At 37.1% G+C, this 20,535-nt stretch carries 22 protein-coding genes; 8 read left to right on the forward strand and 14 right to left on the reverse strand.

What is annotated here, in order from left to right:
• Nucleotides 1–9 precede the first annotated feature (9 nt).
• Both NSQ95_RS10930 and NSQ95_RS10935 read right to left on the reverse strand, forming a co-directional pair.
• Complete coding sequence (locus tag NSQ95_RS10930) at nucleotides 10–489, reverse strand: DUF456 family protein (protein ID WP_340885941.1); 480 nt, start codon at nucleotides 487–489, stop codon at nucleotides 10–12.
• Nucleotides 489–2,099, reverse strand: a complete 1,611-nt coding sequence (locus tag NSQ95_RS10935; protein ID WP_340885940.1) for a Na/Pi cotransporter family protein — start codon at nucleotides 2,097–2,099, stop codon at nucleotides 489–491. Before NSQ95_RS10935 ends, NSQ95_RS10930 begins: the two co-directional genes overlap by 1 nt.
• Before the next feature lie 196 nt (nucleotides 2,100–2,295).
• Here NSQ95_RS10935 and NSQ95_RS10940 point away from each other — a divergent pair, with 196 nt between their 5' ends.
• The 5 genes from NSQ95_RS10940 to NSQ95_RS10960 all read left to right on the forward strand — a co-directional run bounded on the left by NSQ95_RS10940 (nucleotide 2,296) and on the right by NSQ95_RS10960 (nucleotide 5,730).
• The gene (locus NSQ95_RS10940; RefSeq protein ID WP_340883233.1) at nucleotides 2,296–2,796 is read left to right on the forward strand and encodes a DUF1189 family protein; all 501 of its coding nucleotides are present in this window, start codon (nucleotides 2,296–2,298) and stop codon (nucleotides 2,794–2,796) included.
• Between the two features lie 48 nt (nucleotides 2,797–2,844).
• Nucleotides 2,845–3,180 (forward strand): hypothetical protein, encoded by a 336-nt coding sequence (locus tag NSQ95_RS10945; RefSeq protein WP_340883232.1) that lies wholly within the window; start codon nucleotides 2,845–2,847, stop codon nucleotides 3,178–3,180.
• A gap of 93 nt (nucleotides 3,181–3,273) precedes the next feature.
• The gene (gene ispG, locus NSQ95_RS10950) at nucleotides 3,274–4,392 is read left to right on the forward strand and encodes a flavodoxin-dependent (E)-4-hydroxy-3-methylbut-2-enyl-diphosphate synthase (protein WP_251555618.1); all 1,119 of its coding nucleotides are present in this window, start codon (nucleotides 3,274–3,276) and stop codon (nucleotides 4,390–4,392) included.
• Nucleotides 4,393–4,404: 12 nt separating this feature from the next.
• Complete coding sequence (locus NSQ95_RS10955; protein WP_340883231.1) at nucleotides 4,405–4,983, forward strand: hypothetical protein; 579 nt, start codon at nucleotides 4,405–4,407, stop codon at nucleotides 4,981–4,983.
• A 129-nt stretch (nucleotides 4,984–5,112) separates the two neighbouring features.
• Nucleotides 5,113–5,730: an NAD(P)-binding oxidoreductase gene (locus NSQ95_RS10960; protein WP_340883230.1), complete on the forward strand. Its 618-nt coding sequence runs from the start codon at nucleotides 5,113–5,115 to the stop codon at nucleotides 5,728–5,730.
• Between the two features lie 592 nt (nucleotides 5,731–6,322).
• Here the strand turns inward: NSQ95_RS10960 and NSQ95_RS10965 are convergent.
• Genes NSQ95_RS10965 through NSQ95_RS10975 form a run of 3 tightly spaced genes read right to left on the reverse strand, consistent with a single transcriptional unit; the run spans nucleotide 6,323 to nucleotide 8,342 of the window.
• Nucleotides 6,323–6,733, reverse strand: coding sequence for a Fur family transcriptional regulator (locus NSQ95_RS10965; protein ID WP_169358088.1), 411 nt, complete (start codon nucleotides 6,731–6,733; stop codon nucleotides 6,323–6,325).
• A complete protein-coding gene (locus tag NSQ95_RS10970) occupies nucleotides 6,730–7,578 on the reverse strand; it encodes a metal ABC transporter permease (RefSeq protein WP_298472822.1) in 849 nt (282 codons plus the stop codon). The genes NSQ95_RS10965 and NSQ95_RS10970 overlap by 4 nt, the downstream gene beginning before the upstream one ends.
• On the reverse strand, nucleotides 7,575–8,342 hold the full coding sequence (locus NSQ95_RS10975) for a metal ABC transporter ATP-binding protein (protein WP_169358086.1): 768 nt from the start codon (nucleotides 8,340–8,342) through the stop codon (nucleotides 7,575–7,577). The genes NSQ95_RS10970 and NSQ95_RS10975 overlap by 4 nt, the downstream gene beginning before the upstream one ends.
• A gap of 102 nt (nucleotides 8,343–8,444) precedes the next feature.
• Between NSQ95_RS10975 and NSQ95_RS10980 the strand changes: the two genes are divergently transcribed.
• A complete protein-coding gene (locus NSQ95_RS10980) occupies nucleotides 8,445–8,705 on the forward strand; it encodes a hypothetical protein (RefSeq protein ID WP_169358085.1) in 261 nt (86 codons plus the stop codon).
• A gap of 30 nt (nucleotides 8,706–8,735) precedes the next feature.
• Here the strand turns inward: NSQ95_RS10980 and NSQ95_RS10985 are convergent, their stop codons facing one another.
• Together NSQ95_RS10985 and NSQ95_RS10990 are read right to left on the reverse strand one after the other, a co-directional pair.
• Nucleotides 8,736–9,623, reverse strand: a complete 888-nt coding sequence (locus NSQ95_RS10985) for a deoxyribonuclease IV (protein WP_340883229.1) — start codon at nucleotides 9,621–9,623, stop codon at nucleotides 8,736–8,738.
• Between the two features lie 12 nt (nucleotides 9,624–9,635).
• Nucleotides 9,636–10,934: a DEAD/DEAH box helicase gene (locus NSQ95_RS10990; RefSeq protein ID WP_340883228.1), complete on the reverse strand. Its 1,299-nt coding sequence runs from the start codon at nucleotides 10,932–10,934 to the stop codon at nucleotides 9,636–9,638.
• A 107-nt stretch (nucleotides 10,935–11,041) separates the two neighbouring features.
• Here NSQ95_RS10990 and vrrA point away from each other — a divergent pair, with 107 nt between their 5' ends.
• Together vrrA and NSQ95_RS11000 are read left to right on the forward strand one after the other, a co-directional pair.
• The gene (gene vrrA, locus NSQ95_RS10995; protein ID WP_340883227.1) at nucleotides 11,042–11,743 is read left to right on the forward strand and encodes a VrrA/YqfQ family protein; all 702 of its coding nucleotides are present in this window, start codon (nucleotides 11,042–11,044) and stop codon (nucleotides 11,741–11,743) included.
• A 68-nt stretch (nucleotides 11,744–11,811) separates the two neighbouring features.
• Entirely contained in the window at nucleotides 11,812–12,789 is a 978-nt protein-coding gene (locus tag NSQ95_RS11000) for a 4-hydroxy-3-methylbut-2-enyl diphosphate reductase (RefSeq protein ID WP_340883226.1), read from the forward strand.
• 99 nt (nucleotides 12,790–12,888) lie between these two features.
• On the opposite strand, the gene NSQ95_RS11005 is transcribed toward NSQ95_RS11000, so the two are convergent.
• The 7 genes from NSQ95_RS11005 to dnaG form a co-directional block, all read right to left on the reverse strand.
• Nucleotides 12,889–14,007: a Nif3-like dinuclear metal center hexameric protein gene (locus NSQ95_RS11005; RefSeq protein WP_340883225.1), complete on the reverse strand. Its 1,119-nt coding sequence runs from the start codon at nucleotides 14,005–14,007 to the stop codon at nucleotides 12,889–12,891.
• Nucleotides 14,008–14,009: 2 nt separating this feature from the next.
• The gene (locus NSQ95_RS11010) at nucleotides 14,010–14,702 is read right to left on the reverse strand and encodes a tRNA (adenine(22)-N(1))-methyltransferase TrmK (RefSeq protein ID WP_342559646.1); all 693 of its coding nucleotides are present in this window, start codon (nucleotides 14,700–14,702) and stop codon (nucleotides 14,010–14,012) included.
• Between the two features lie 83 nt (nucleotides 14,703–14,785).
• On the reverse strand, nucleotides 14,786–15,163 hold the full coding sequence (gene cccA, locus NSQ95_RS11015; RefSeq protein ID WP_340883223.1) for a cytochrome c550: 378 nt from the start codon (nucleotides 15,161–15,163) through the stop codon (nucleotides 14,786–14,788).
• A 141-nt stretch (nucleotides 15,164–15,304) separates the two neighbouring features.
• Nucleotides 15,305–16,444, reverse strand: a complete 1,140-nt coding sequence (locus tag NSQ95_RS11020) for an acyl-CoA dehydrogenase family protein (RefSeq protein ID WP_340883222.1) — start codon at nucleotides 16,442–16,444, stop codon at nucleotides 15,305–15,307.
• Between the two features lie 304 nt (nucleotides 16,445–16,748).
• Nucleotides 16,749–17,318, reverse strand: coding sequence for a hypothetical protein (locus tag NSQ95_RS11025; protein WP_340883221.1), 570 nt, complete (start codon nucleotides 17,316–17,318; stop codon nucleotides 16,749–16,751).
• A gap of 177 nt (nucleotides 17,319–17,495) precedes the next feature.
• Complete coding sequence (gene rpoD, locus NSQ95_RS11030) at nucleotides 17,496–18,623, reverse strand: RNA polymerase sigma factor RpoD (RefSeq protein WP_169358075.1); 1,128 nt, start codon at nucleotides 18,621–18,623, stop codon at nucleotides 17,496–17,498.
• 28 nt (nucleotides 18,624–18,651) lie between these two features.
• Nucleotides 18,652–20,493, reverse strand: a complete 1,842-nt coding sequence (gene dnaG, locus NSQ95_RS11035) for a DNA primase (protein WP_340883220.1) — start codon at nucleotides 20,491–20,493, stop codon at nucleotides 18,652–18,654.
• Nucleotides 20,494–20,535 lie beyond the last annotated feature (42 nt).

The following is a 20,535-nucleotide window of genomic DNA, read 5'->3' on the forward strand; positions in this document are numbered from 1 at the left end:
TTGACTGAGTTATACAAAGAGAACAAATACCACTAGCATTACAGTTAATATTACCACTTTAGCTATGGAAGAAGTTAAGAAACCGATTAAAGATCCTATACCAGATTTAAACGCATGTTTTAATCCTTCTCTTGTAACGAGTAATTCAGCTATTACAGCACCAAGGAATGGTCCAATTATGATACCAGCTACAGGAATAACAAAAGGTCCAAATAACAAGCCGATTGTACTGCCCCATACTCCGGCCTTCGTTCCACCAAATTTTTTAACACCAAGCGCATTGGCAGCCATATCCGCTCCAAACAAAAGAATGACAAATAATATTTGGATTGTCCAAAACAGCCAAGTCAATTCGGTGAAAGAAAAGAACAATCCATATAAAATATAACCAAGTAGCATGAATACTACTGAAGGAATAATAGGATAAAAAGTACCGACATAAGCTATTACAAAGCTAGCTATTATTAAAATCCACCCAATAACCTCTATCATGTGCGTCTCCCCAATACGGCTTCTGCCACATTACAAGCATGGTCTCCAATTCGCTCTAAGTTACTAAGAATGTCTACGAACATTATACCTGCTTGACCTGAACATTTACCTTCGTTTACTCGTAAAATGTGATTTTTTCTAAATTGTCTTTCCATTTTATCTATAACATTCTCTTGTTCTGCTACTTCTTGTGCTAATTTTACATCGTTAGTATTCAGAGCTTCTATCGCTTTTTCCACTGTTTTTATCGTTAACTCAAACATTTCAGAAACATCCTCTATTGCATCTGGAGTTAAAACAATTCGGTGAACCTCTTGATACTCTATCAGTTCCAAAATGTTCTCAAAATGATCTCCAATTCTTTCAATGTCACGAACAGTATCCATTAGCATATTATGTCGGCTAGAATCTTGGTCAGACAGTGGCTGAGAGGAAATCTTTACTAAGTAATCTGTAATTTTTTGATCTAAATTATTTAATGCGTCTTCTACCTGATATGCCAGATCTGAATCACGCTTGTTTTTTGTTTTTAGATAAGCATATGTTTTCTCCAAACCTTGTATACTTAGAGCTCCCATACGTAAAATTTCCTCTTTAGCCTGACCGATAGCAATTGATGGTGATTGTTCGATAAAGTTAACATCTAAATGTTTAGGCTTATATTCTATTGAAACATCGTCTCCAGGTATTAACTTAGTGACAAGATACGCCCAAGCCCCAATCAATGGAAACTGTATAATTGTATTTGCTACATTAAAGGAACCGTGAGCAAAAGCTATTTGCATCTTGCTTTCCAAATCTAATACCCCAGAGATCCATTCTATATAGAGAGTAAAAGGAATTAACAAAATTAAAAAAATTACAGAACCAACCACGTTAAATAAAACATGGGTTGCCGCCGCTCTCTTTGCAGCAACAGATGCACCTAAAGATGCCAGTATTGCTGTAATAGTAGTCCCAATGTTATCTCCAAATAATACTGGCAATGATCCTTTTAGAGATAAAAGATCTTCTGCATATAGTCCTTGTAATATAGCAACAGTTGCACTTGAGCTTTGCACTATTAATGTAAAAATTGTTCCGGCCAATAGCCCGAGAACGGAATGATCACTCATTGCCAGAGTGAAATCAGTAAATGCTTCTAACTCTCTTAAAGGCTTCATACCGCCACTCATTAGTTCCAGTCCGAGGAATAACCCACCAAATCCAAATATAACTTCACCTACATTTTGTACAATATGTTTCTTAAAAAAGAAAATTAAAAAAGCTCCTACTGCCATAATTGGAAGTGCATAGCCTCCGACATCAAAGCCGATAATAAAAGCAGTTATTGTAGTTCCTATATTTGCTCCCATAATAACACCAATGGCCTGTCGCAGTTTCATAAACCCTGCACTAACTAGACCTACAGTTATTACAGTTGTCCCAGAACTAGATTGAATCAACACAGTTACAATGATTCCGACTAAAACTCCCATAAAAGGATTAGTAGTATAACGGTCTAAAATATCCCTTAGTCGATCCCCCGCCGCTTTTTGCAACCCATCACCCATATACTTAATAGCGAACAAGAATATACCCAGTCCTCCAAAAAATTCAAACAACATTTGCTGCCAGTTCAATTCCACGATAACCCTCAGCTCCCATTTCGACAAATTAATTCAACTTCTATTATGGTTAAATTATTAAGTTGATGTAAACACCTACTCACTATTCTTTACAATATCTTAACAAAGTAAAATTAAATTTACTTTGGTTACTTCATTCTGATGATGATAATATAGAATTGAAAGGGTGAAATTTATGAATTTATTTCAGCTATTTAAAGCAAGCCTACATAGCCCTAAAAAAATTGCTGCATTTCGACTTATTCCAATCGGAAAGGTTATGCAATACGTGTTTATCTACGTATTTTTCATGACTGCAATCTCCTTTTTCGGATTTATAAACGGTATTTCAGAACAACAACAAAATGTAGAAGGACTAATCGAATACTTTTCCGATATTCAATGGTTAATCTATCCCTTTGCATTTCTATTTCTATTTGTTTTAAATACTATGTTTATATTTGTCCGTATTAGTATCTTTGCCTATTTAGGTACCCTAATACTTCTCTTTTTAAAACGACGTGGTGAATATCGACACCTTTGGAGATCTACGTTGTTTGCTAGCACGGTGCCTATGGTCATTTCTATTGTCATTGCAATCTTGCAATGGTCCAACGATTGGATTCAGCTAGGAATCTATGCTGTTACCTTTGTCTATTTATATATTTCTTTAAAATATTATCCTATAAAGAAATAGCATAATGTCCCCTCCTCCGACATAGAGTTGGTTAGGGGGGATTTTTTTATGAAACTATTTTTAGCAACCATTATACTTTTTATATCGTTTTATATTATTAAGGTAGATTTGTTTGAAGGAACAATCCCACTAGCTTATTCAAGTGAAGTCTCTATAGAAGAATGTATGGAATCTCCAGAATATATAGTTGCTGAGATTATGCCCGGAGAAACAATCTATTCGTTGTTTGCCATTTATCCAACAAGTGAAGAAATTTCTTTCACAAAACGTTTAAATGATTTTTACGAGCTTAATCCGCACTTAAAAAAGCAATCATTTCATGTCGGAGAAAAAGTACTTTTACCTGTTTATACATCACAATCAAACTGTAAAAAAGAAAATTAGAGGTTTCTTCCTTGTCAATTCGTTTGAAAGACTGATAAAATGGTGGATAGTGACGGCATAAAGCCTCAAGAAGGAGAGAATTTCATGAGTGAAATAATTCATCGTTCCAAAACTCGTCCTGTACGAGTTGGAAACTTAACTATAGGTGGCAGTAACGAACTTTTTATTCAAAGTATGACAACAACTAAAACACATGATGTGGAAGCAACCGTAGCTGAAATATTACGTTTAGAGGAAGCTGGTTGTCAGGTTGTTCGTGTAGCTTGTCCAGATGAACGTGCTGCTTATTCGATCGGCGAGATAAAAAAACGTATTAATATTCCATTAGTAGTGGACATCCATTTTGATTATAAATTAGCACTAATTGCAATCGAGCAAGGTGCCGATAAAATTCGTATTAACCCAGGTAACATCGGGCGTAAAGAAAAAGTAGAAGCTGTAGTTAATGCCGCTAAAGCAAAAGGTATTCCAATTCGTATTGGAGTTAATGCAGGTTCATTAGAGAAAAAAATCTTAGAGAAATATGGCTATCCTACTGCAGACGGTATGGTAGAAAGTGCTCTACACCATATTAAAATCCTAGAAGACTTGGATTTTCATGATATTATCGTTTCGATGAAGGCTTCTGATGTTAATCTTGCGATCGAAGCATATCGCAAGGCTTCTGAGGCATTTGATTATCCATTACACTTAGGGATTACTGAGTCAGGAACTTTGTTCGCTGGATCTATTAAGAGTGCTGCCGGCCTAGGAACACTCTTAGCCATGGGTATCGGAAACACATTACGTGTATCGTTAAGTGCAGACCCAGTGGAGGAAGTAAAAGTAGCTCGTGAGCTGCTAAAAGTATTTGGTCTTTCTTCTAATGCGGCTACATTAATTTCTTGCCCTACATGTGGACGTATTGAAATCGACTTAATTTCTATTGCAAATGAAGTGGAAGAGTATATCTCCCATATTAAAGCACCTATTAAAGTAGCAGTACTAGGCTGTGCAGTAAACGGTCCTGGAGAAGCTCGTGAAGCTGATATCGGAATTGCTGGTGCACGTGGCGAAGGTCTATTGTTCCGTAAAGGAAAAATAGTTCGCAAAGTGCCAGAGGAAACTATGGTAGATGAACTGAAGATTGAAATTGATAAAATCGCAGCTGAATATTTTGCGAAACAAGAGTTAGAAAAGCAACAAAAGGAAATTGAAGCTCAACAAGCTTAAGGAGAGATATAAATGACGAATGTACGTTTCGGCATTGATATAGATGGGACAGTAACTTGCCCTACTTCTTTGCTACCTCATATAAATGAAGCATTTAAATGCAACTTGCAATTAGAGGATATTAAAGAATATGACTTAACTAAAGCTTTTGAAGTAGACCAAAAGGAATTTTATGAATGGTTTAAATCCTCTGAGCCAGTCATTTACGCTACATCCCCTATCCAGGCTGATGCGAAAGCTGTTTTATCAGCATGGAAGGAAAAGTATGAGCTATACTTCATCTCAGCTCGTGGAGAAAACGTGATGGATGTAACGCTAAACTGGTTTAAAGAGCAAGAGCTCCTATATGACCATATCGAATTGATTGGTACGCATAACAAAATTGAAACTGCAAGAAAGCATAGGGTTCATGTATTCTTCGAAGATAAGCATGACAATGCTGTTGAAATAAATGAAGAGCTAGATATACCTGTATTATTGTTCAATACCCCATATAACCAGCAGCCAGCTCCTAAGGGAGTCATTCGAGTGAATAACTGGATTGAGGCTAACAATTGGATTGAAAAGGAATTTTCGATGACAATTAAATAAAAAGTTGAAGGGGTAACCTGTTAAGGGTTACCTCCTTTTTTTAGATATAAACCAACTTCATGACTTTGCAAAAGATCGTCCTACAAAAAGCAAAACATTAACCAAAACAAATGAAAAGAGGAATTACGAATGGACATTATTATATTTGGAGCTAGCGGTGGAGTAGGTAAACATTTTACTAAATTAGCATTAGACAACGGCCATTCTGTCACTGCTTATATTCGTACACCTTCCAAGCTAGATATCAATCACGATAATCTAACTATTATTCAAGGAGATGCTTTTGACAAGCAGGCTGTCGAAGCTGCTATAAACGGAAAAGATGCCGTTGTTTCGTGTTTAGGCTCCACTACCGGAATGAAAAAATCTACGCAGCTAGAGAATATGATGAAAAACGTAGTAGATGGAATGGTAGCAAATAATGTAAGCCGCATTGTTTACACTGCTTCAGCAGGTGTAGAAAATGAAATACCTGGGTTAATGGGCAAGATGATGATGAAGATGCTTGGTAACGTGTTAGCCGATCATAAGAATGCGATTGAATATATCAAATCTAATAATTTAACGTATACGATTGTAAGACCTATGGGATTAACGGACAAAGCATTTACAGGGGATTATAAAGAGTCTGCTACAAGCGTTCCTAGTTCCGGAAAATCAATTTCAAGAGCAGATGTAGCTGATTTTATCTACAAGGCGTTAACTGACAGCTCGTATGAAAACACTTCTGTAGGAATTAGCAGCTAATAAATTTTAAAGCGTAAGTAAGTGTTAAATATTTGCGCCGTTAACATAGCCAAATAAAAAAGGAGACTTGAACAAAAGTCTCCTCAAGTAAAATGAAACCATAAGAATAGAGAAATTTTTAATACAAATTAGTCACCTTTAAAAAATAAAGGCTATGTTAAAGGGTAGGGTTGATATCTATGATCAATTCAGAAAGTAGCATTGATTTCCGCGCTAGCCGGACGCTTTCCGCGGGGTGAGCGATAAGCCATCACCCATCGCTAGCGCGCGTGGTTGTGATGTCTTATCTGTCTCCCTCATCCCGCTGGAGTCGCCGTCTGGTGCTCCAATCAATAAATGGAAAAGGCTGTACTGCATCCATAAAGTTCTTAAATTACTCGCATAAACAAAGCCAAAAAACAGTCACCAACCACAATTCAAAATCTATTTATGTTCTTTAGTCATTTGAACGTCACTTTTTTAATGTTTACAGTCACTATAAGAAAGAAATTTTTAGTCAAAATCAACCAATCACTTTAACATAGCCAAAATAAAAACACATGAAATCATTGTTGATTTCATGTCTTTTATTTAACTACTATTTTTGTGATTTTTAATGACACTCTGGACAGTTGCCGTAAATCTCGAACTTGTGATTTTCAATTTCATATCCAGGAATCGAATTTTGGAGCGTTTCCATCGGGCAATAATTTATTTCTTTAATGTTGCCACATTTCAAACAAATAAAATGATGGTGGTGATGGTCTACTTCACATTGCATACGAAAGTTCTTTTCGCCGGCAAGCTCTGTTTCTTCTAAAATACCAAGCTCAACAAAAGTACTAAGATTACGGTAAATAGTATCATAGCTCATGCCTGGATGCTCCTCCATCATGACGTCTAATATATCTCTAGCGGTAATATACTTGGTTGTTTTAGAAAAAATATCAAGAATTTGTTCTCGCTTGTCTGTTTTTTTAAAACCCTCTTTTTTAAGAATATCCCATGCTTTATCTATATTCACGTTGCCACCGCTCCCTTTCTACCCTTCTTTTTAACAAAAATAGCTCCAAGTAAAATGACAATAGATGTAACTACAATGGTACCTCCCGGGGCTAAATCAAGGTAAAATGCACTTACTAATCCGATAAGGACAGCTAACTCACCAAATACTACTGAAAGAATGAGCGCCTGTTTAAAGCTTTTTGACAATCTCATAGCAGCTGCTACAGGTAAGGTCATTAAAGAGGAAACAAGTAAGATTCCCACAATTCGCATAGAGGCAGCTATTACTAGAGCTGTGACTATCATGAATAGCATATGAATCCACTTAGCAGGAAGGCCAGATGCCTTTGCATACTCTTCATCAAATGATAGTACAAATAGTTCTTTAAACAATAATCCTAAAAACAAGAAGACAACCGCTGCTATACAAATAACTATCCAAAGATCTTGTCTACTAACAGCAGACACCGAGCCAAATAAATAACTAAACAGGTCAGAGCTGAACCCTTCGGCTAAGGAGATAAATATGGCACCAAAGCCTAAACCTGCCGACATAATGATTGGAATCGCTAATTCTTCATAGTGCTTATATAAACGACGAAGCCTCTCTATAAAAAGAGAACCAGTAACAGAAGCCACAATGCCTAAATATAATGGGTTTAGTAGCGCAAGTGCTCCTACAGATTGACTCAGGTAAAGACTGCCTGCTATTCCGGCAAGTGTTACATGACTCAGTGCATCAGCGATTAAGGATAATCTTCTGACAACAATAAACACACCTAATAATGGAGCAATAATTCCAATAATCAACCCGGAAGCAAATGCATTTTGTAAAAACTCATACTGAAAAATAGACTCTATCATGACTGTACCTCACCCTGGTGTTCTACTTTACGGACCGAATGACCGTACCACGATTCTAATTGTTCTTCGCTCATTGATTCCATATCTTTTTTAAAGCCGTGAAAATGAATTCTCTGATTTAGGCAAGCAACATGGCTAATACTTGTTGATACTGCGTCTACATCATGTGTAACTAATACGATGGAAATGTTATGTTCACGATTTAAATGTACTAACATATTATAAAATGAACGAACATTTTTACTATCAATTCCAACGGTAGGCTCGTCTAGTATTAACACTTTTGGATTACTTATCAAAGCCCTTGCGATAAATACGCGCTGTTGCTGGCCTCCAGAAAGCTCTCCAATATTTTTTTGAGCGAAGTCTTCCATTCCTACTGCTTTTAATGCTTGACGAACTTGTATTTTAACATCATCCGGAAAACGCTTAAACAGACCTATTTGTTTAACAACTCCACTTCTAACAACTTCACTAACGGTTGCTGGAAATCCAGTATTGAATGAATTGGACTTTTGAGAAACATATCCGATCCATTCTCTTTCCTTAAACTGATTAGCCGGCTTTCCAAAGAGAAGTACATTTCCGTTTGATGGCTTCAATAAGCCCAACATTATCTTTAATAAGGTTGATTTCCCAGAGCCATTGGGACCGATAATAGCTAGAAAATCGCCTTCCTTAATAACTAAATTGATATCGATTAAGGCTTGTGTTTGTTCATACTTGTATGAAATATTATGTAATTGAATTAATGGTAAGGCCAATTTGTTTCCTCTATTCTAATTAAGAATGATTACGATTTACAAAATAAAAGTATAGAGGATAAATCGTATAGTGTAAATAAAAATGCTTGAAAGGATGTTCTAGTGGATATTGCTAAGTTTATTATTCAGCTACAAACCTGTTCAAAAAAAGAGTTTAAGAAAATACTCAAAGGGTTTGATGTGAAATTATCAGATAAAGAAATAGAGGGCGTCTATCCCTTACTGCAAGAAATATCTATTACTTGGTTGGTTTTAGGTGTGCCTAATGCTATTCAACAAAAACTTATAAGCATTTTAGGAGAAAAACGTGCAATTGCTTTATACGAGCAATTGAAAGAAAAAGGCCCCTCTTCTTTTCAATGAAAAGAGAGGGTCCTAAATAATTGAATCTATTTAAACAGTTAGTAGATCTAATGCATTTGGGTCAAAAGTTTTCGAGCGTAGCATCTCAATCTCCATTTTATATGGAGCTTTCTTTGATTTGGCATCCACACCAACGAAAGGAGTCTCTAAAATTTTAGGGATATTTATCAGCTGTGGATGATGCACTACATATTGCAATGCCTCAAAGCCAATTTCACCAAACCCTATGTTTTCATGACGATCTTTAGCTGCTCCACAAATATTTTTACTATCATTGATGTGTAGAACTTTTAATCGGTCAATTCCAACCAAACGATCAAAATGATTTAAGACGCCATCAAAATCGTTTACAACATCATATCCGGCATCATGGATATGACACGTATCCATACAAACCGACAAGCGATCATTATTTTTCACACCATCAAATATTTGTGCAAGCTCTTCAAAAGTCTTACCACATTCAGAGCCTTTTCCCGCCATTGTTTCTAAAGCAATTTGAACAGGATAATCAGAGCTTAATACTTCGTTTAAGCCTTCGATAATCTTTTGTATACCAGCATCAGCTCCAGCACCAACATGTGCACCAGGATGCAATACGATTTGTGTAGCTCCTATAGCTGCAGTGCGCTCTACCTCTTTTTGTAGAAAGTCTACACCTAAAGCAAACGTTTCTGGCTTCGTTGTATTCCCCAAATTAATAATATAAGGTGCATGAACGACAATATTATTTATGCCGTTTTCCTTCATATGCGCAAGGCCAGCTTCAATGTTTAACTCATCTATTGGTTTTCTGCGTGTATTCTGTGGTGCACCTGTATAAATCATAAATGTATTGGCACCGTACGACGCTGCCTCTTTACTAGAAGCTAGCAACATTTCTTTTCCACTCATGGAAACATGTGATCCTAGTAGCATGGAAGTTCCCCCTTATTTCTTACGGTTTTTGATGCGACGTTCTCTTTTCTTAACTTTATCCATTTCCCATTTCATGTTTCGTTTATATCCTGGTTTAACCTTTTTAGGCTTTCTAACCAACGCTTTTGCTTTTGCATCTATCTCATTTTCGACTTTAGTTCTATTTTTTCTAGCATGTCTCTCTTTCAATTCAGACCATTCGCCATTACTTACATCTTTATGCTCAAATGTAATCCCCATCTTTTCAATACGGTTTAAAGCATCTTCATCAGATGGTTCAAATAAGGTAATAGCTGTTCCGGTTAGTCCTGCGCGGGCAGTTCTACCAACTCGGTGAATGAAAAATTCAAGGTCATCAGGTATTTCGTAGTTTATGACATGGCTTACTCCTGGAATATCGATTCCACGAGCTGCTAAGTCAGTAGCCACAATGTATTGATATTCTAATTCGTGAATTTGCTTCATCACTCGTTTACGATCACGTGGAGAAACATCTCCGTGAACAACGCCAACTTTTATGCCGTTTCCTTGTAAATAGTGTGCTACTTCATCCGCATTCTGTTTCGTATTAGCAAAGATAATCGCTAAATAAGGATTAATACCTTCAATAACGTCTAATAATCTTTTTTTACGAGATTTACTACGCACTGGAACAACAGTAAAGTCTATGCCATCAGCGACCGCACGTTTATTGCCTATTTTAATATGCACAGGTGAATCCATGTATTTCTTAAGGAATGGTTGTAATTTTTCTGGTATCGTCGCAGAGAATACGAACATTTCTAATTCATCTGGCATTTTTGATGCAAACTGATCGATTTCATTGATAAAACCTAAATCAAATGCAAGATCGGCTTCATCTACCACTAATATTTTTGCGGTATGAACTAAGAGTGCCTGCTCAACTGTTAAATCACGAAGTCGACCTGGAGTACCAACGACTATTTGAGGCTGTGTTTTTAACTTTTCGATTGAACGAGCTTTATCAGTTCCTCCGATAAATAGCTTAGTTTGGATTTCAGTGCCTTCAATTAACTTGTTCAACTCTTTATATATTTGAGTTGCGAGCTCTCTAGTCGGAGAAGTAATTATTGCTTGAACTGCTTGCTTACTAGCATCAATTTTTTCAACAATTGGTATTAAGAAACTATGTGTTTTCCCAGTTCCTGTATGCGCTTGACCAATTGCACTTTTACCTTTTAAGACTAGTGGAATCATTTCTTTTTGAATTGGTGTTGGTTCTTGGAAGCCTAATTTATTTATAGCTTCTAGTAAAAACGGTTGAAAATTATAATCTGTATATTTGGACATTTTAGTCCCTCCCTATCATACCTATATTGTAACACGATTTGTACATAAAACCGATAATTTGCATAGAATAGAATAGTCTGTTTGTTCGAAAGGAGATGAGAAATAAATTGCGCTATGAATCATTTTATCCATTTGCTCAGAGAAGAAACAATTTCTCTAATTTTGGCAATCCAAATTCTTTCCAAAACACGCCCCCTCCTCCACCTAATTTCAATCAAGCACCAAGTGGGCAAGCGAGTGGACCAATTTCAAATTTTATAAGACAATTCCAAGGCAATGGTGGTTCTGCAGATGCTGTTCCTACTCCACCAATTGGTGGATTTAACCAAGGAGGTCCACCGGTTCCAAATGATTTTGGTCAAGGCCCTCCACGTGCAGGAGGATTTAATCCAGGAGGCCCGCCTAATTTCGGTCCTGGGCCGCAAGGATTCGCTCAAGGAGCCGCTACGGCAGGTGCCGCAACTACAGCAGCGGGTGCAGCGGCAGCAAGTACTGGAGGATTAAGCAGTAAAACCATGTCTTATTTGCAAACAGCTGATAAGTTTATAAATACTGCACAACAAATTACACCTATGGTTAAACAATGGGCTCCAATGCTTCAAAACGTCCCTGCTCTATTAAGACTTTACCGTGGATTCTCTGCTGCCCCTGCTGCAGGTGCCGCAGCGAGCGCTGCAACTGCAGCAACAGCAGCGGCTACTGCGACTACAGCAACTTCAGCGGCAGCTCCGGCTGCTGCCCGAGTAGCTAATACGGTAGCTTCTACAGGCGGTGTTTCTTTACCGAGAATTTTCCAGCCACCATTTTAATATTTTGTAATCATCTCGTACCTCCGCTATAATATGAGTATGCTCGTATTGAAGGGAGTTTCTTAAAGATGATTGTACAAAAAATTTCGCCTAGAGGATATTGTTATGGTGTGGTGGATGCAATGGTTATTGCAAGGAATGCAGCAATGGATTCATCTCTTCCACGTCCAATTTATATATTAGGAATGATTGTTCACAATAAACATGTAACAGATGCATTTGAGCAGGATGGAATTATTACTTTAGATGGAGAAAATCGTTTAGATATTCTATCGAAGGTCGATACAGGAACGGTCATTTTTACTGCACATGGAGTTTCACCAGAGGTAAAGGAATTAGCTCGCAAAAAAGGATTAGTATCCATCGATGCCACATGCCCTGATGTTACCGTTACCCATGATCTAATAAAAGAAAAAACTGCAGAAGGCTATGATATTATTTATATCGGGAAAAAAGGTCACCCTGAACCTGAAGGGGCGATCGGGGTTGCCCCAACTAAAGTCCATCTTGTCCAAACAAATGAGGATATCGAAAGTCTTTCCCTTTCTAACACAAAATTATTAGTAACAAATCAAACGACTATGTCTCAATGGGATGTTGTTCATCTCATGGAGAAGCTAAAAGAGAAATTTCCTGACATTGAGGTACACAAAGAAATTTGTCTTGCTACTCAAGTGAGACAAGAAGCGGTTGCAGAGCAAGCAGGAGAAGCAGAGCTACTTATCGTTGTCGGTGACCCTATGAGTAACAATTCTAATAGACTTACACAAGTTTCAGAGGAAATTGCAGGAACTCCATCTTACCGAGTTGGCGATATATCTGATCTTAAACTAGAATGGCTGGACAATGTAACTCATGTAGCAGTGACTGCCGGAGCCTCTACGCCAACACCAATAGTAAAGGAAGTTATACAGTTTCTAGAGAAATACGATCCAAATGATCCTACAACTCATGATACAACGAAAAAAGTGCTTCCTGAGAAAATTCTACCAAAAATTAAAGTTCCAAAACCAGTTACTAGAATAGAGCCTTATACAGTTAACTAACAAAGTAACTTGATTATATAGAGGTCGATTTAAAAGATACTCTAAAAATAAGCTTCGAAAATTTACTAATAGTAAAATTTTCGAAGCTTTATTTTTTAGCTAAATAAGTTTAAAAGGTTCTGTAGATATCTTAGAAGCGATGAATTCACAGTCCAGTTTTTTATTTAGACACTCCGCTTGCATATATCTTGCAACGCCAATTTTCATAATTTGTTCTATATGGTGGCCAGGATCAATAACAGCAAGTCCCATCGCTAATGCATCTTGTGCAATATGAAAATATAAGTCCCCCGTTATAAAAACGTCTGCCCCTGCCCTTTTAGCAATCGAAATATATTTGTTACCGTCTCCGCCTAGCACTGCCACCTTTTGAACTGGTTTATCTAGCGGTCCAACGACTCGAACAAAAGGCACGTTTAGCAATGATTTCACGGTATTTGCATAATCCGCCAAAGAAACTTTGTTTGGTAACAACCCTATTCTTCCGAGTCCCATTTCATTGACCTTAGTATCAAGCTTCATCATATTGTATGCAGGTTCTTCATATGGATGGTTATTAAGCAATGCTCTTAATACTTTATTTTTCTTTGAAGCCGGTAGCACTACCTCTATTTTATCTTCTTGCACAACCGCTAACTCATTTGCCTTCCCGATATAAGGCTCTGCACTTTCCTCAGGCTTAAAACGGCCTTCTCCAGAGGTTGTAAAGCTACAGCTATTGTAATCCCCTATATTACCTGCTCCAGCCTCTGCTAGAGCCTTTCTAACAGTTTCAGTAGCTTCTTTAGGAGTGAATACTTCAAGCTTCATTAAGTTTTCGGAGGTTGTTGGTTCTAATATAGAAATATTCTCTAGCTTCAGTGCTTCAGCTAATAAATCATTAACGCCTCCACTGGCAATATCCAAATTCGTATGAGCAGCGTATACAGCAATATCATGCTTAATCAGTTTTTCAAACAGACGTCCTTGTGGCATATCTGTACGTATATTCTTAAGCTTACTGTAAATAGGAGGATGATGAGCAATGATTAGCTGACACCCTTGCTCAATTGCTTCATCTACCACTTCGTCGTTCACATCTAATGTCACAAGCACCTTCGTAACAAGCTTATCTAATCTACCGATTTGAAGGCCTACCGAATCTCCCTCTACCGCTAAGGAGCGTGGTGCCCATTCTTCAAAGATAGAAATAAGATGTTGTCCATTGGTTTGCTTCATGTTTACAACAGCTCCTTCACTAACGAGATTTTATTCTCTATTTCCTCTACTTTTTGTAAAACTTCCGGAGATGGTGGAATATTTTTTAATTGAGTCAATATTCTTTCCCATTCTTTCATTTCGACTGACCATTTTTTCTGAAATACACTTGTGCAGCTTTGCATTAAAATTGGTCCTAATAAAAGCTCCTGTTCATTAAGCACCATATTTCCTTTTTTAAGTACAATTACTTCATAAATTTTGGAATGCTCCTCCAAAATTGTTTCTTGATCAATATTCCAGCCTTCTTTAATTGCCCATTCTCTAATTGCTTTTGCGTGAATGTTCGGTTGAAGAATTAGCGTGTGAACGTTAGTAAGTTTATGCTTACCTGCTTCTAGTATGGAAGCAATTAACGGACCACCCATCCCAGCAATTGTAACGGTGCCCACTTGGTCCTCGTCTTCAATCACTTGCAGTCCGTCTCCAAAACGCACTTCAATTTGCTTTTCCAGGCCTTCACTTTTCACTTGCTTCACTGCAGATTCAAATGGTCCCTTTACTACCTCTCCAGCAATTGCTTTAGAGATTATGGATTGATGGACCAAGTAACATGGAAGATAAGCATGGTCACTTCCTATATCCGCTAAAATTGTATCCTGTTCGACAAAGGATGCTACGATTTTCAGTCTATCTGATAAGTTTTTCGCATTCATTTTATACACCTCACCATTATTATAACAAAAATAAAAAAAGACCTCGATTCTTAAAAAGAATCTAGAGGTCTTTTCTTAAAATCTTATTCACCTAGAGATTTGACCCAAGCAGCCATTTCATCAAGGTTTTCTTCTGGTACTAAACCACCAGGCATCATGCTACCTTTACCGTTAGCTAAAATGTCTTTAATTTCATCTTCAGACAATTCAAGACCAACTAAAGATGGTCCCATTCCGCCTTCATAAGTGTTACCGTGACAGCTGATACATTTTCCTTGAGCAAGTGCTTCAGGATCGAATTCACCAGCAGTAGCTTCTTCTCCACCTTCAGCGGACTCTCCGCCTTCATGTGACTCAGCAATTTCTGCTTTATTACCTACTCCATCGATAGATAGGAAGAAAATTAAACCGATACCAAATGCCATAATAAGTATAAATGGGATAATTGGATTCTTTTGCATAGTTAACCCTCCTTCTTTTATACATTCTTTTCTAATATAGAATTAGTCAACACTCATATTGTACTCCATTGTGTCGAAAACGAAAAGTGTTATTGAAGAAAGTTTTAAAGCTTTGTGACAAAATCGACATATTTTTAATGTTTAACAACCAATATGTCTAGCTATTACCATTCGTTGGACCTCGGAAGTACCTTCTCCAATTTCAAGTAATTTTGCATCTCTCATATAGCGTTCCACTTCATATTCCTTCATATATCCATATCCGCCATGAATCTGAATCGCCTGATCAGCAACCTCCATTGCGATTTCAGAAGCGTATAGTTTACACATAGACGCTTCTTTACCAAACGGACGTCCTTGGTCCTTTAACCAAGCAGCTTTATGCACCATTGTTCTTGCTAATTCAATCTTCATTGCCATATCCGCTAGTTTAAACTGTGTAATTTGAAACTCTGATAATGTTTTTCCAAATTGTTTACGTTCCTTGGAATACTGTAGTGCTCGGTCAAATGCAGCTTGAGCAATCCCTACTGCCATTGCACCTATTCCAATTCTTCCACCATCTAATGTAACTAGAAACTGTCTAAAACCATTTCCTCGTTTACCTAATAAGTTTTCTTGAGGTACTCTAACATTTTCTATTACTAGTTCAGTGGTGTTGGAAGCATTTAACCCCATTTTTTCATAGTTATCAATTACTGTAAAACCATCTGCATCAGTTGGAACTATAATAGCAGAAATCTCTTTTTTACCATCTGACATACCAGTGATAGCAGTTAGTGCAAGATGTTTTGCATAACTAGCGTTTGTAATAAACGCCTTGCTTCCATTTATAACAAAATCATTACCTTCTTCTTTTGCAGTTGTTTGAGTACCCCCAGCATCCGATCCAGCATTGGGCTCCGTTAATCCAAAAGCACCTAAAGATTCTCCCGTACAAATTGGAACTAAGTACTTTTGTTTTTGTTCTTCTGTTCCGAACAAGCTTAGCGGTGCACCGCCTAGTGATATATGAGCTGAATAGGTAATACCAGTTGATGCACAGGCACGACTCAATTCTTCAGTCACAATAGCAAAGCTAACTGTATCAGCTCCTGCTCCACCATACTCCTCTGAAAACGGTAAGCCCATCATCCCCATGTCGGCTAACTGTTTAAAGATATCTTTTGGAAATTCCTTCGTTTTGTCTCGCTCAATTGCTCCGGGAGCTACAACCTCACTAGCAAACTCTCGAATCGTTTTACGAATCATTTGGTGTTCCTGCGTTAAATCAAAATTCATTTTATTCCATCCCCTTTGTAAATAAAAACGCTTACTTTTTTATTATACAAAAGATTATGTAAATAATCATATTAAAACGAATTTGAATCTATTTTTCTTTATTAATCTTTTAGTTCCAACAGAGAAATATAAAAACTTCATACATTTCACAGAAAGTACAATTGATTTCCACTCCAGTCAGCTTTCTATGGAGCACACGATAAGCCATCATTCCATTGCTCAGGCGCATGTGTAGGTTCATTAACTCAAAAAAAAAATGAAATTCCACTTGTAACGTGAAATTTCAATCATTAAAAATTGTATTCTATGTAAAAAATGTAATAGAGATGTATATAAATATCAACAAGAGTCCCACAATACCGGAAATAGTAAAATAAATTAGCTTCAATCGTAAGCCAGAAAATAACCATAATATGCAGTTAACTGCAATCATAATTACTAGTGTAGTAGGCTCCGTTATGAAAAAGGCTTCCCATATTTTAAAAGTAATTCCTAATAGTAATAACGCAGAAAATACTAATAGCAAGGGTGATAAGATTGAACTTTTACTAAACTTTTTAATAGATAGGTACGTAAAAACTAGAATTGCAAGTCCCGATAAAATAATAGGTATTATAATGGCCGTTGTTATGAAAACTAGTGAGCCTAAAAGTGCGAGAGTAATGAGACTTATAACGGAAGTAGCCGAGATTACTTTCAGCTTTGACTTTTTCGCTTCCTCTGCTAGTATACCTTCGTTGATTACTTCAGTTCCCTCTCCTTCCCCTTGAGCATAAAGAGCTGTAAGAAAATCACAGTAATGCTCGGGAAGTAGCTTGTTTTGCTTCCAAAAAGCAATTTCATTCAATATTACTTTTTTTCGTTGAATAGACATATCCATCCTCTTTTCCCTTATATCTCTTTATACTAATCTTTTCGGCTAGTTTCAAGTGCATTTTTACGAACACCTTGAAATAAAAAGAAAAGTGAGATGGGTAATCCCTCTTTTCAGGAGAAATAAGGCACTAAAAAATACTGTAAAAAAGACACCCTTTATCAGGATGTCTCTTGATTATTCTAAGAAATCTTTTAAACGCTTGCTTCTAGAAGGATGGCGTAATTTTCTTAAAGCCTTCGCTTCAATTTGACGAATACGTTCACGAGTAACACCAAAAACTTTTCCTACTTCTTCTAGTGTTCTTGTACGTCCATCATCTAAACCAAATCGTAAACGGAGTACATTTTCTTCACGGTCAGTTAATGTATCTAGTACATCTTCTAATTGCTCTTTAAGAAGCTCATATGCTGCATGATCAGATGGTGACTGTGCATCGGCATCTTCAATAAAATCACCTAAATGTGAGTCATCCTCTTCCCCAATAGGTGTTTCTAAGGAAACAGGCTCTTGAGCAATTTTTAAAATTTCACGAACTTTTTCTGCTGGAAGATCCATTTCTTCTCCGATTTCTTCTGGAGAAGGCTCACGGCCTAAGTCTTGAAGTAATTGACGTTGCACACGAATCAGCTTATTAATAGTTTCAACCATATGCACTGGTATACGAATAGTTCTTGCTTGGTCTGCAATTGCACGAGTTATGGCCTGGCGAATCCACCAAGTTGCATACGTACTGAATTTAAAACCTTTTCTGTGATCGAATTTCTCTACTGCTTTAATAAGACCCATATTTCCTTCTTGAATTAAATCTAAGAAAAGCATACCACGACCAACATATCGCTTCGCAATACTTACAACTAGACGTAGATTCGCCTCTGCTAGACGTTTTCTGGCTTCTTCATCACCTTGCTCTATTCTTTCAGCAAGTGCAATCTCCTCTGATGCCTTTAAAAGATCTACTCGACCAATTTCTTTTAAGTACATACGTACAGGATCGTTGATTTTAACACCTGGGGGGACACTTAAATCATTTAGGTCAAAAGTTTCTTCTTCCTTACCCTTCATCAAACGATCTAAATCTTCCTCATCTCCAGCTTTACGCCCAAGTTCAATACCCTTGCCTTCTAGCTGATCAATGAATTCCTCGATTTGGTCTGATTCTAAATCGAAAGATGCTAATTTATCTGCTATATCATGATAAGTTACCTCACCATTCTTTTTACCTAACTCAATCAGTTGTTTCTTTGCTTCTAATAATGATAATTCTATGTCCGTTTCTTTTGTACGTTCAGACTTGTCCGCCATAAGAATTCCTCCTTTTACTACCGGATGATTATTGAAAATTTACTAAAGATTTTTTTAACTGAATGGCCTCTTGTGCCAGTTTTAGCGCTTTAGTTATATCCGTCATTTTTTCAGCCTCTTTAGCTTCATGTAACTTTTGCCCAATTTGCTGCTCAATCCGGTATTTTCTAATATGGCGCAAACAGTCCATGACTTCCTCAGTTTCATGTTCTGGATCACGTTCTGAGAGCGCAGCTTCCATTACTATTTTCCTTAATTCACCGTCGTTTAATACTTCTAAAAACCGTTGATAGTCACCTTCTGGATAATCTTCGTAATACCCCATCAAACGAACGTACGCAGCTTCGTATGCGTCCCTTATAAAACATGGGCCATCACTTATAGTTCTAATTGCAATGTCAATTACCTGCGGATTATGGAGCATATGTGCTAATAATATTCTTTCTGCTCTTTCATCTGCTGAAAGGGTTCGTTTCTTTTTAGGCAGCTCTTGAGGAGCAGCTAAAGGAATTGAATTGTTGCTATGATTACTACTTTTAGTGTCTCTTGCTTTTTTCCCCTGTATTTTCCGTAAATGTTGATAGATAGCTTCTTCGGATACATTTGTTTCCTGAGAAAGCTGTCGAATATACAGATCCCTTTCTACAGAAGAACTTCTCTCACTCAGTATTTCCAATATTTCTTGAATATACTGAAGGGTATCATTTTCGTTATTAAAATTCTTATCTCTTTTGGAAACAATCATCATAAATGAAAGATAAGAATGGGGCTTTTCAATAATTTTCTCCTTAAAAGCTTCTTCCCCATAATTCTTAATATAATCATCTGGATCCATAGCATCCGGAATAATAGCAACCTCTGTCTGAATATTTTGCCCTTGTAAAGAGATTGCTGCTCTTTTTGCCGCTTCCATCCCTGCCTTGTCTCCATCGAAACAAAGGGTCACATTGGAGGTTAATCTATTCAGCTTGGTTATATGTTGAGACGTTAATGCTGTTCCCATTGTTGCAACACCATTTGTTATACCCGCTTTAGACGCCGATATAACATCTAAAAAGCCTTCAAAAATAACCACGTTGCGTTTTTTCCTAATGTCTAGTCTAGCTTTATCTAAGTTATAGAGTATCTGGCTTTTTTGAAAGATAGGAGATTCAGGACTATTTAAATATTTGGCTTCATTTTCTTTCTTACCAAGAATCCTTCCAGAGAACGCAACTACATGGCCAGTTTCGTCGAAAACAGGAAACATAATTCTTCCACGAAAGCGGTCAAAATACTTCAATTCATTTTCTTTTCTAATAATAAGTCCAGTTTTCTCAATTTCTTGCAAATCCATACCTTTTCTCTCTAATAAGGTAGTTAGGGCATCCCAGCTAGGCAATGACCATCCTATTTTATACTTTTCGATGAGTTCGGTAGAAAACCCTCTTTCTTGTAAGTAATGTAATGCATTTTCTCCTTCCTCCGTATGAAGTAAAAGATGATGAAAATATTCGCTAGCAAATTCATGCGCTTTTTTCATAAGAGATACTTCTTTGGAGACCGGTGCTTTCTCTTCAGAGTTTTGGGTTGCCTTATGTTCAATCTGCATTCCAAGGCGGCTACCTAGTTTACTAACTGCTTCATGGAATGAGAGATTCTCAATGTCCATTAAAAATGTAATTACATTTCCGCCAGCCCCACAGCCAAAGCAATGAAAAATTTGCTTTTCTTGAGTGACAGAAAAAGATGGGGTTTGTTCACCATGAAATGGACAAAGGCCGAAAAAGTTTCTACCTCTCTTTGTAAGCTGAACAAATTCACTGATAACATCAACAATGTCTGTATTATTTCTAACTTGTTCGATTACTTCTTCTTCTATACGATTCATGATTTCACCATCTTTACTTACTACTTAGTATTAATTCGAGAG

Origin of the sequence: Psychrobacillus sp. FSL W7-1457 (assembly GCF_038593405.1) — a bacterium.
GTDB lineage: Bacteria > Bacillota > Bacilli > Bacillales_A > Planococcaceae > Psychrobacillus.

Bases quoted from the DNA above. Each gene is read 5' to 3' on its own strand.
- NSQ95_RS10945 (WP_340883232.1), top strand. From the start codon at position 2,845: ATGAAACTATTTTTAGCAACCATTATACTTTTTATATCGTTTTATATT.
- rpoD (WP_169358075.1), bottom strand. From the start codon at position 18,623: ATGGCGGACAAGTCTGAACGTACAAAAGAAACGGACATAGAATTATCA.
- NSQ95_RS10940 (WP_340883233.1), top strand. From the start codon at position 2,296: ATGAATTTATTTCAGCTATTTAAAGCAAGCCTACATAGCCCTAAAAAA.
- NSQ95_RS11020 (WP_340883222.1), bottom strand. From the start codon at position 16,444: ATGAATTTTGATTTAACGCAGGAACACCAAATGATTCGTAAAACGATT.
- NSQ95_RS10970 (WP_298472822.1), bottom strand. From the start codon at position 7,578: ATGATAGAGTCTATTTTTCAGTATGAGTTTTTACAAAATGCATTTGCT.
- NSQ95_RS11000 (WP_340883226.1), top strand. From the start codon at position 11,812: ATGATTGTACAAAAAATTTCGCCTAGAGGATATTGTTATGGTGTGGTG.
- dnaG (WP_340883220.1), bottom strand. From the start codon at position 20,493: ATGAATCGTATAGAAGAAGAAGTAATCGAACAAGTTAGAAATAATACA.
- NSQ95_RS10985 (WP_340883229.1), bottom strand. From the start codon at position 9,623: ATGCTACTAGGATCACATGTTTCCATGAGTGGAAAAGAAATGTTGCTA.
- NSQ95_RS10955 (WP_340883231.1), top strand. From the start codon at position 4,405: ATGACGAATGTACGTTTCGGCATTGATATAGATGGGACAGTAACTTGC.
- NSQ95_RS10990 (WP_340883228.1), bottom strand. From the start codon at position 10,934: ATGTCCAAATATACAGATTATAATTTTCAACCGTTTTTACTAGAAGCT.
- cccA (WP_340883223.1), bottom strand. From the start codon at position 15,163: ATGCAAAAGAATCCAATTATCCCATTTATACTTATTATGGCATTTGGT.
- NSQ95_RS11010 (WP_342559646.1), bottom strand. From the start codon at position 14,702: ATGAATGCGAAAAACTTATCAGATAGACTGAAAATCGTAGCATCCTTT.
- NSQ95_RS11005 (WP_340883225.1), bottom strand. From the start codon at position 14,007: ATGAAGCAAACCAATGGACAACATCTTATTTCTATCTTTGAAGAATGG.
- NSQ95_RS11025 (WP_340883221.1), bottom strand. From the start codon at position 17,318: ATGTCTATTCAACGAAAAAAAGTAATATTGAATGAAATTGCTTTTTGG.
- NSQ95_RS10960 (WP_340883230.1), top strand. From the start codon at position 5,113: ATGGACATTATTATATTTGGAGCTAGCGGTGGAGTAGGTAAACATTTT.
- NSQ95_RS10935 (WP_340885940.1), bottom strand. From the start codon at position 2,099: ATGTTGTTTGAATTTTTTGGAGGACTGGGTATATTCTTGTTCGCTATT.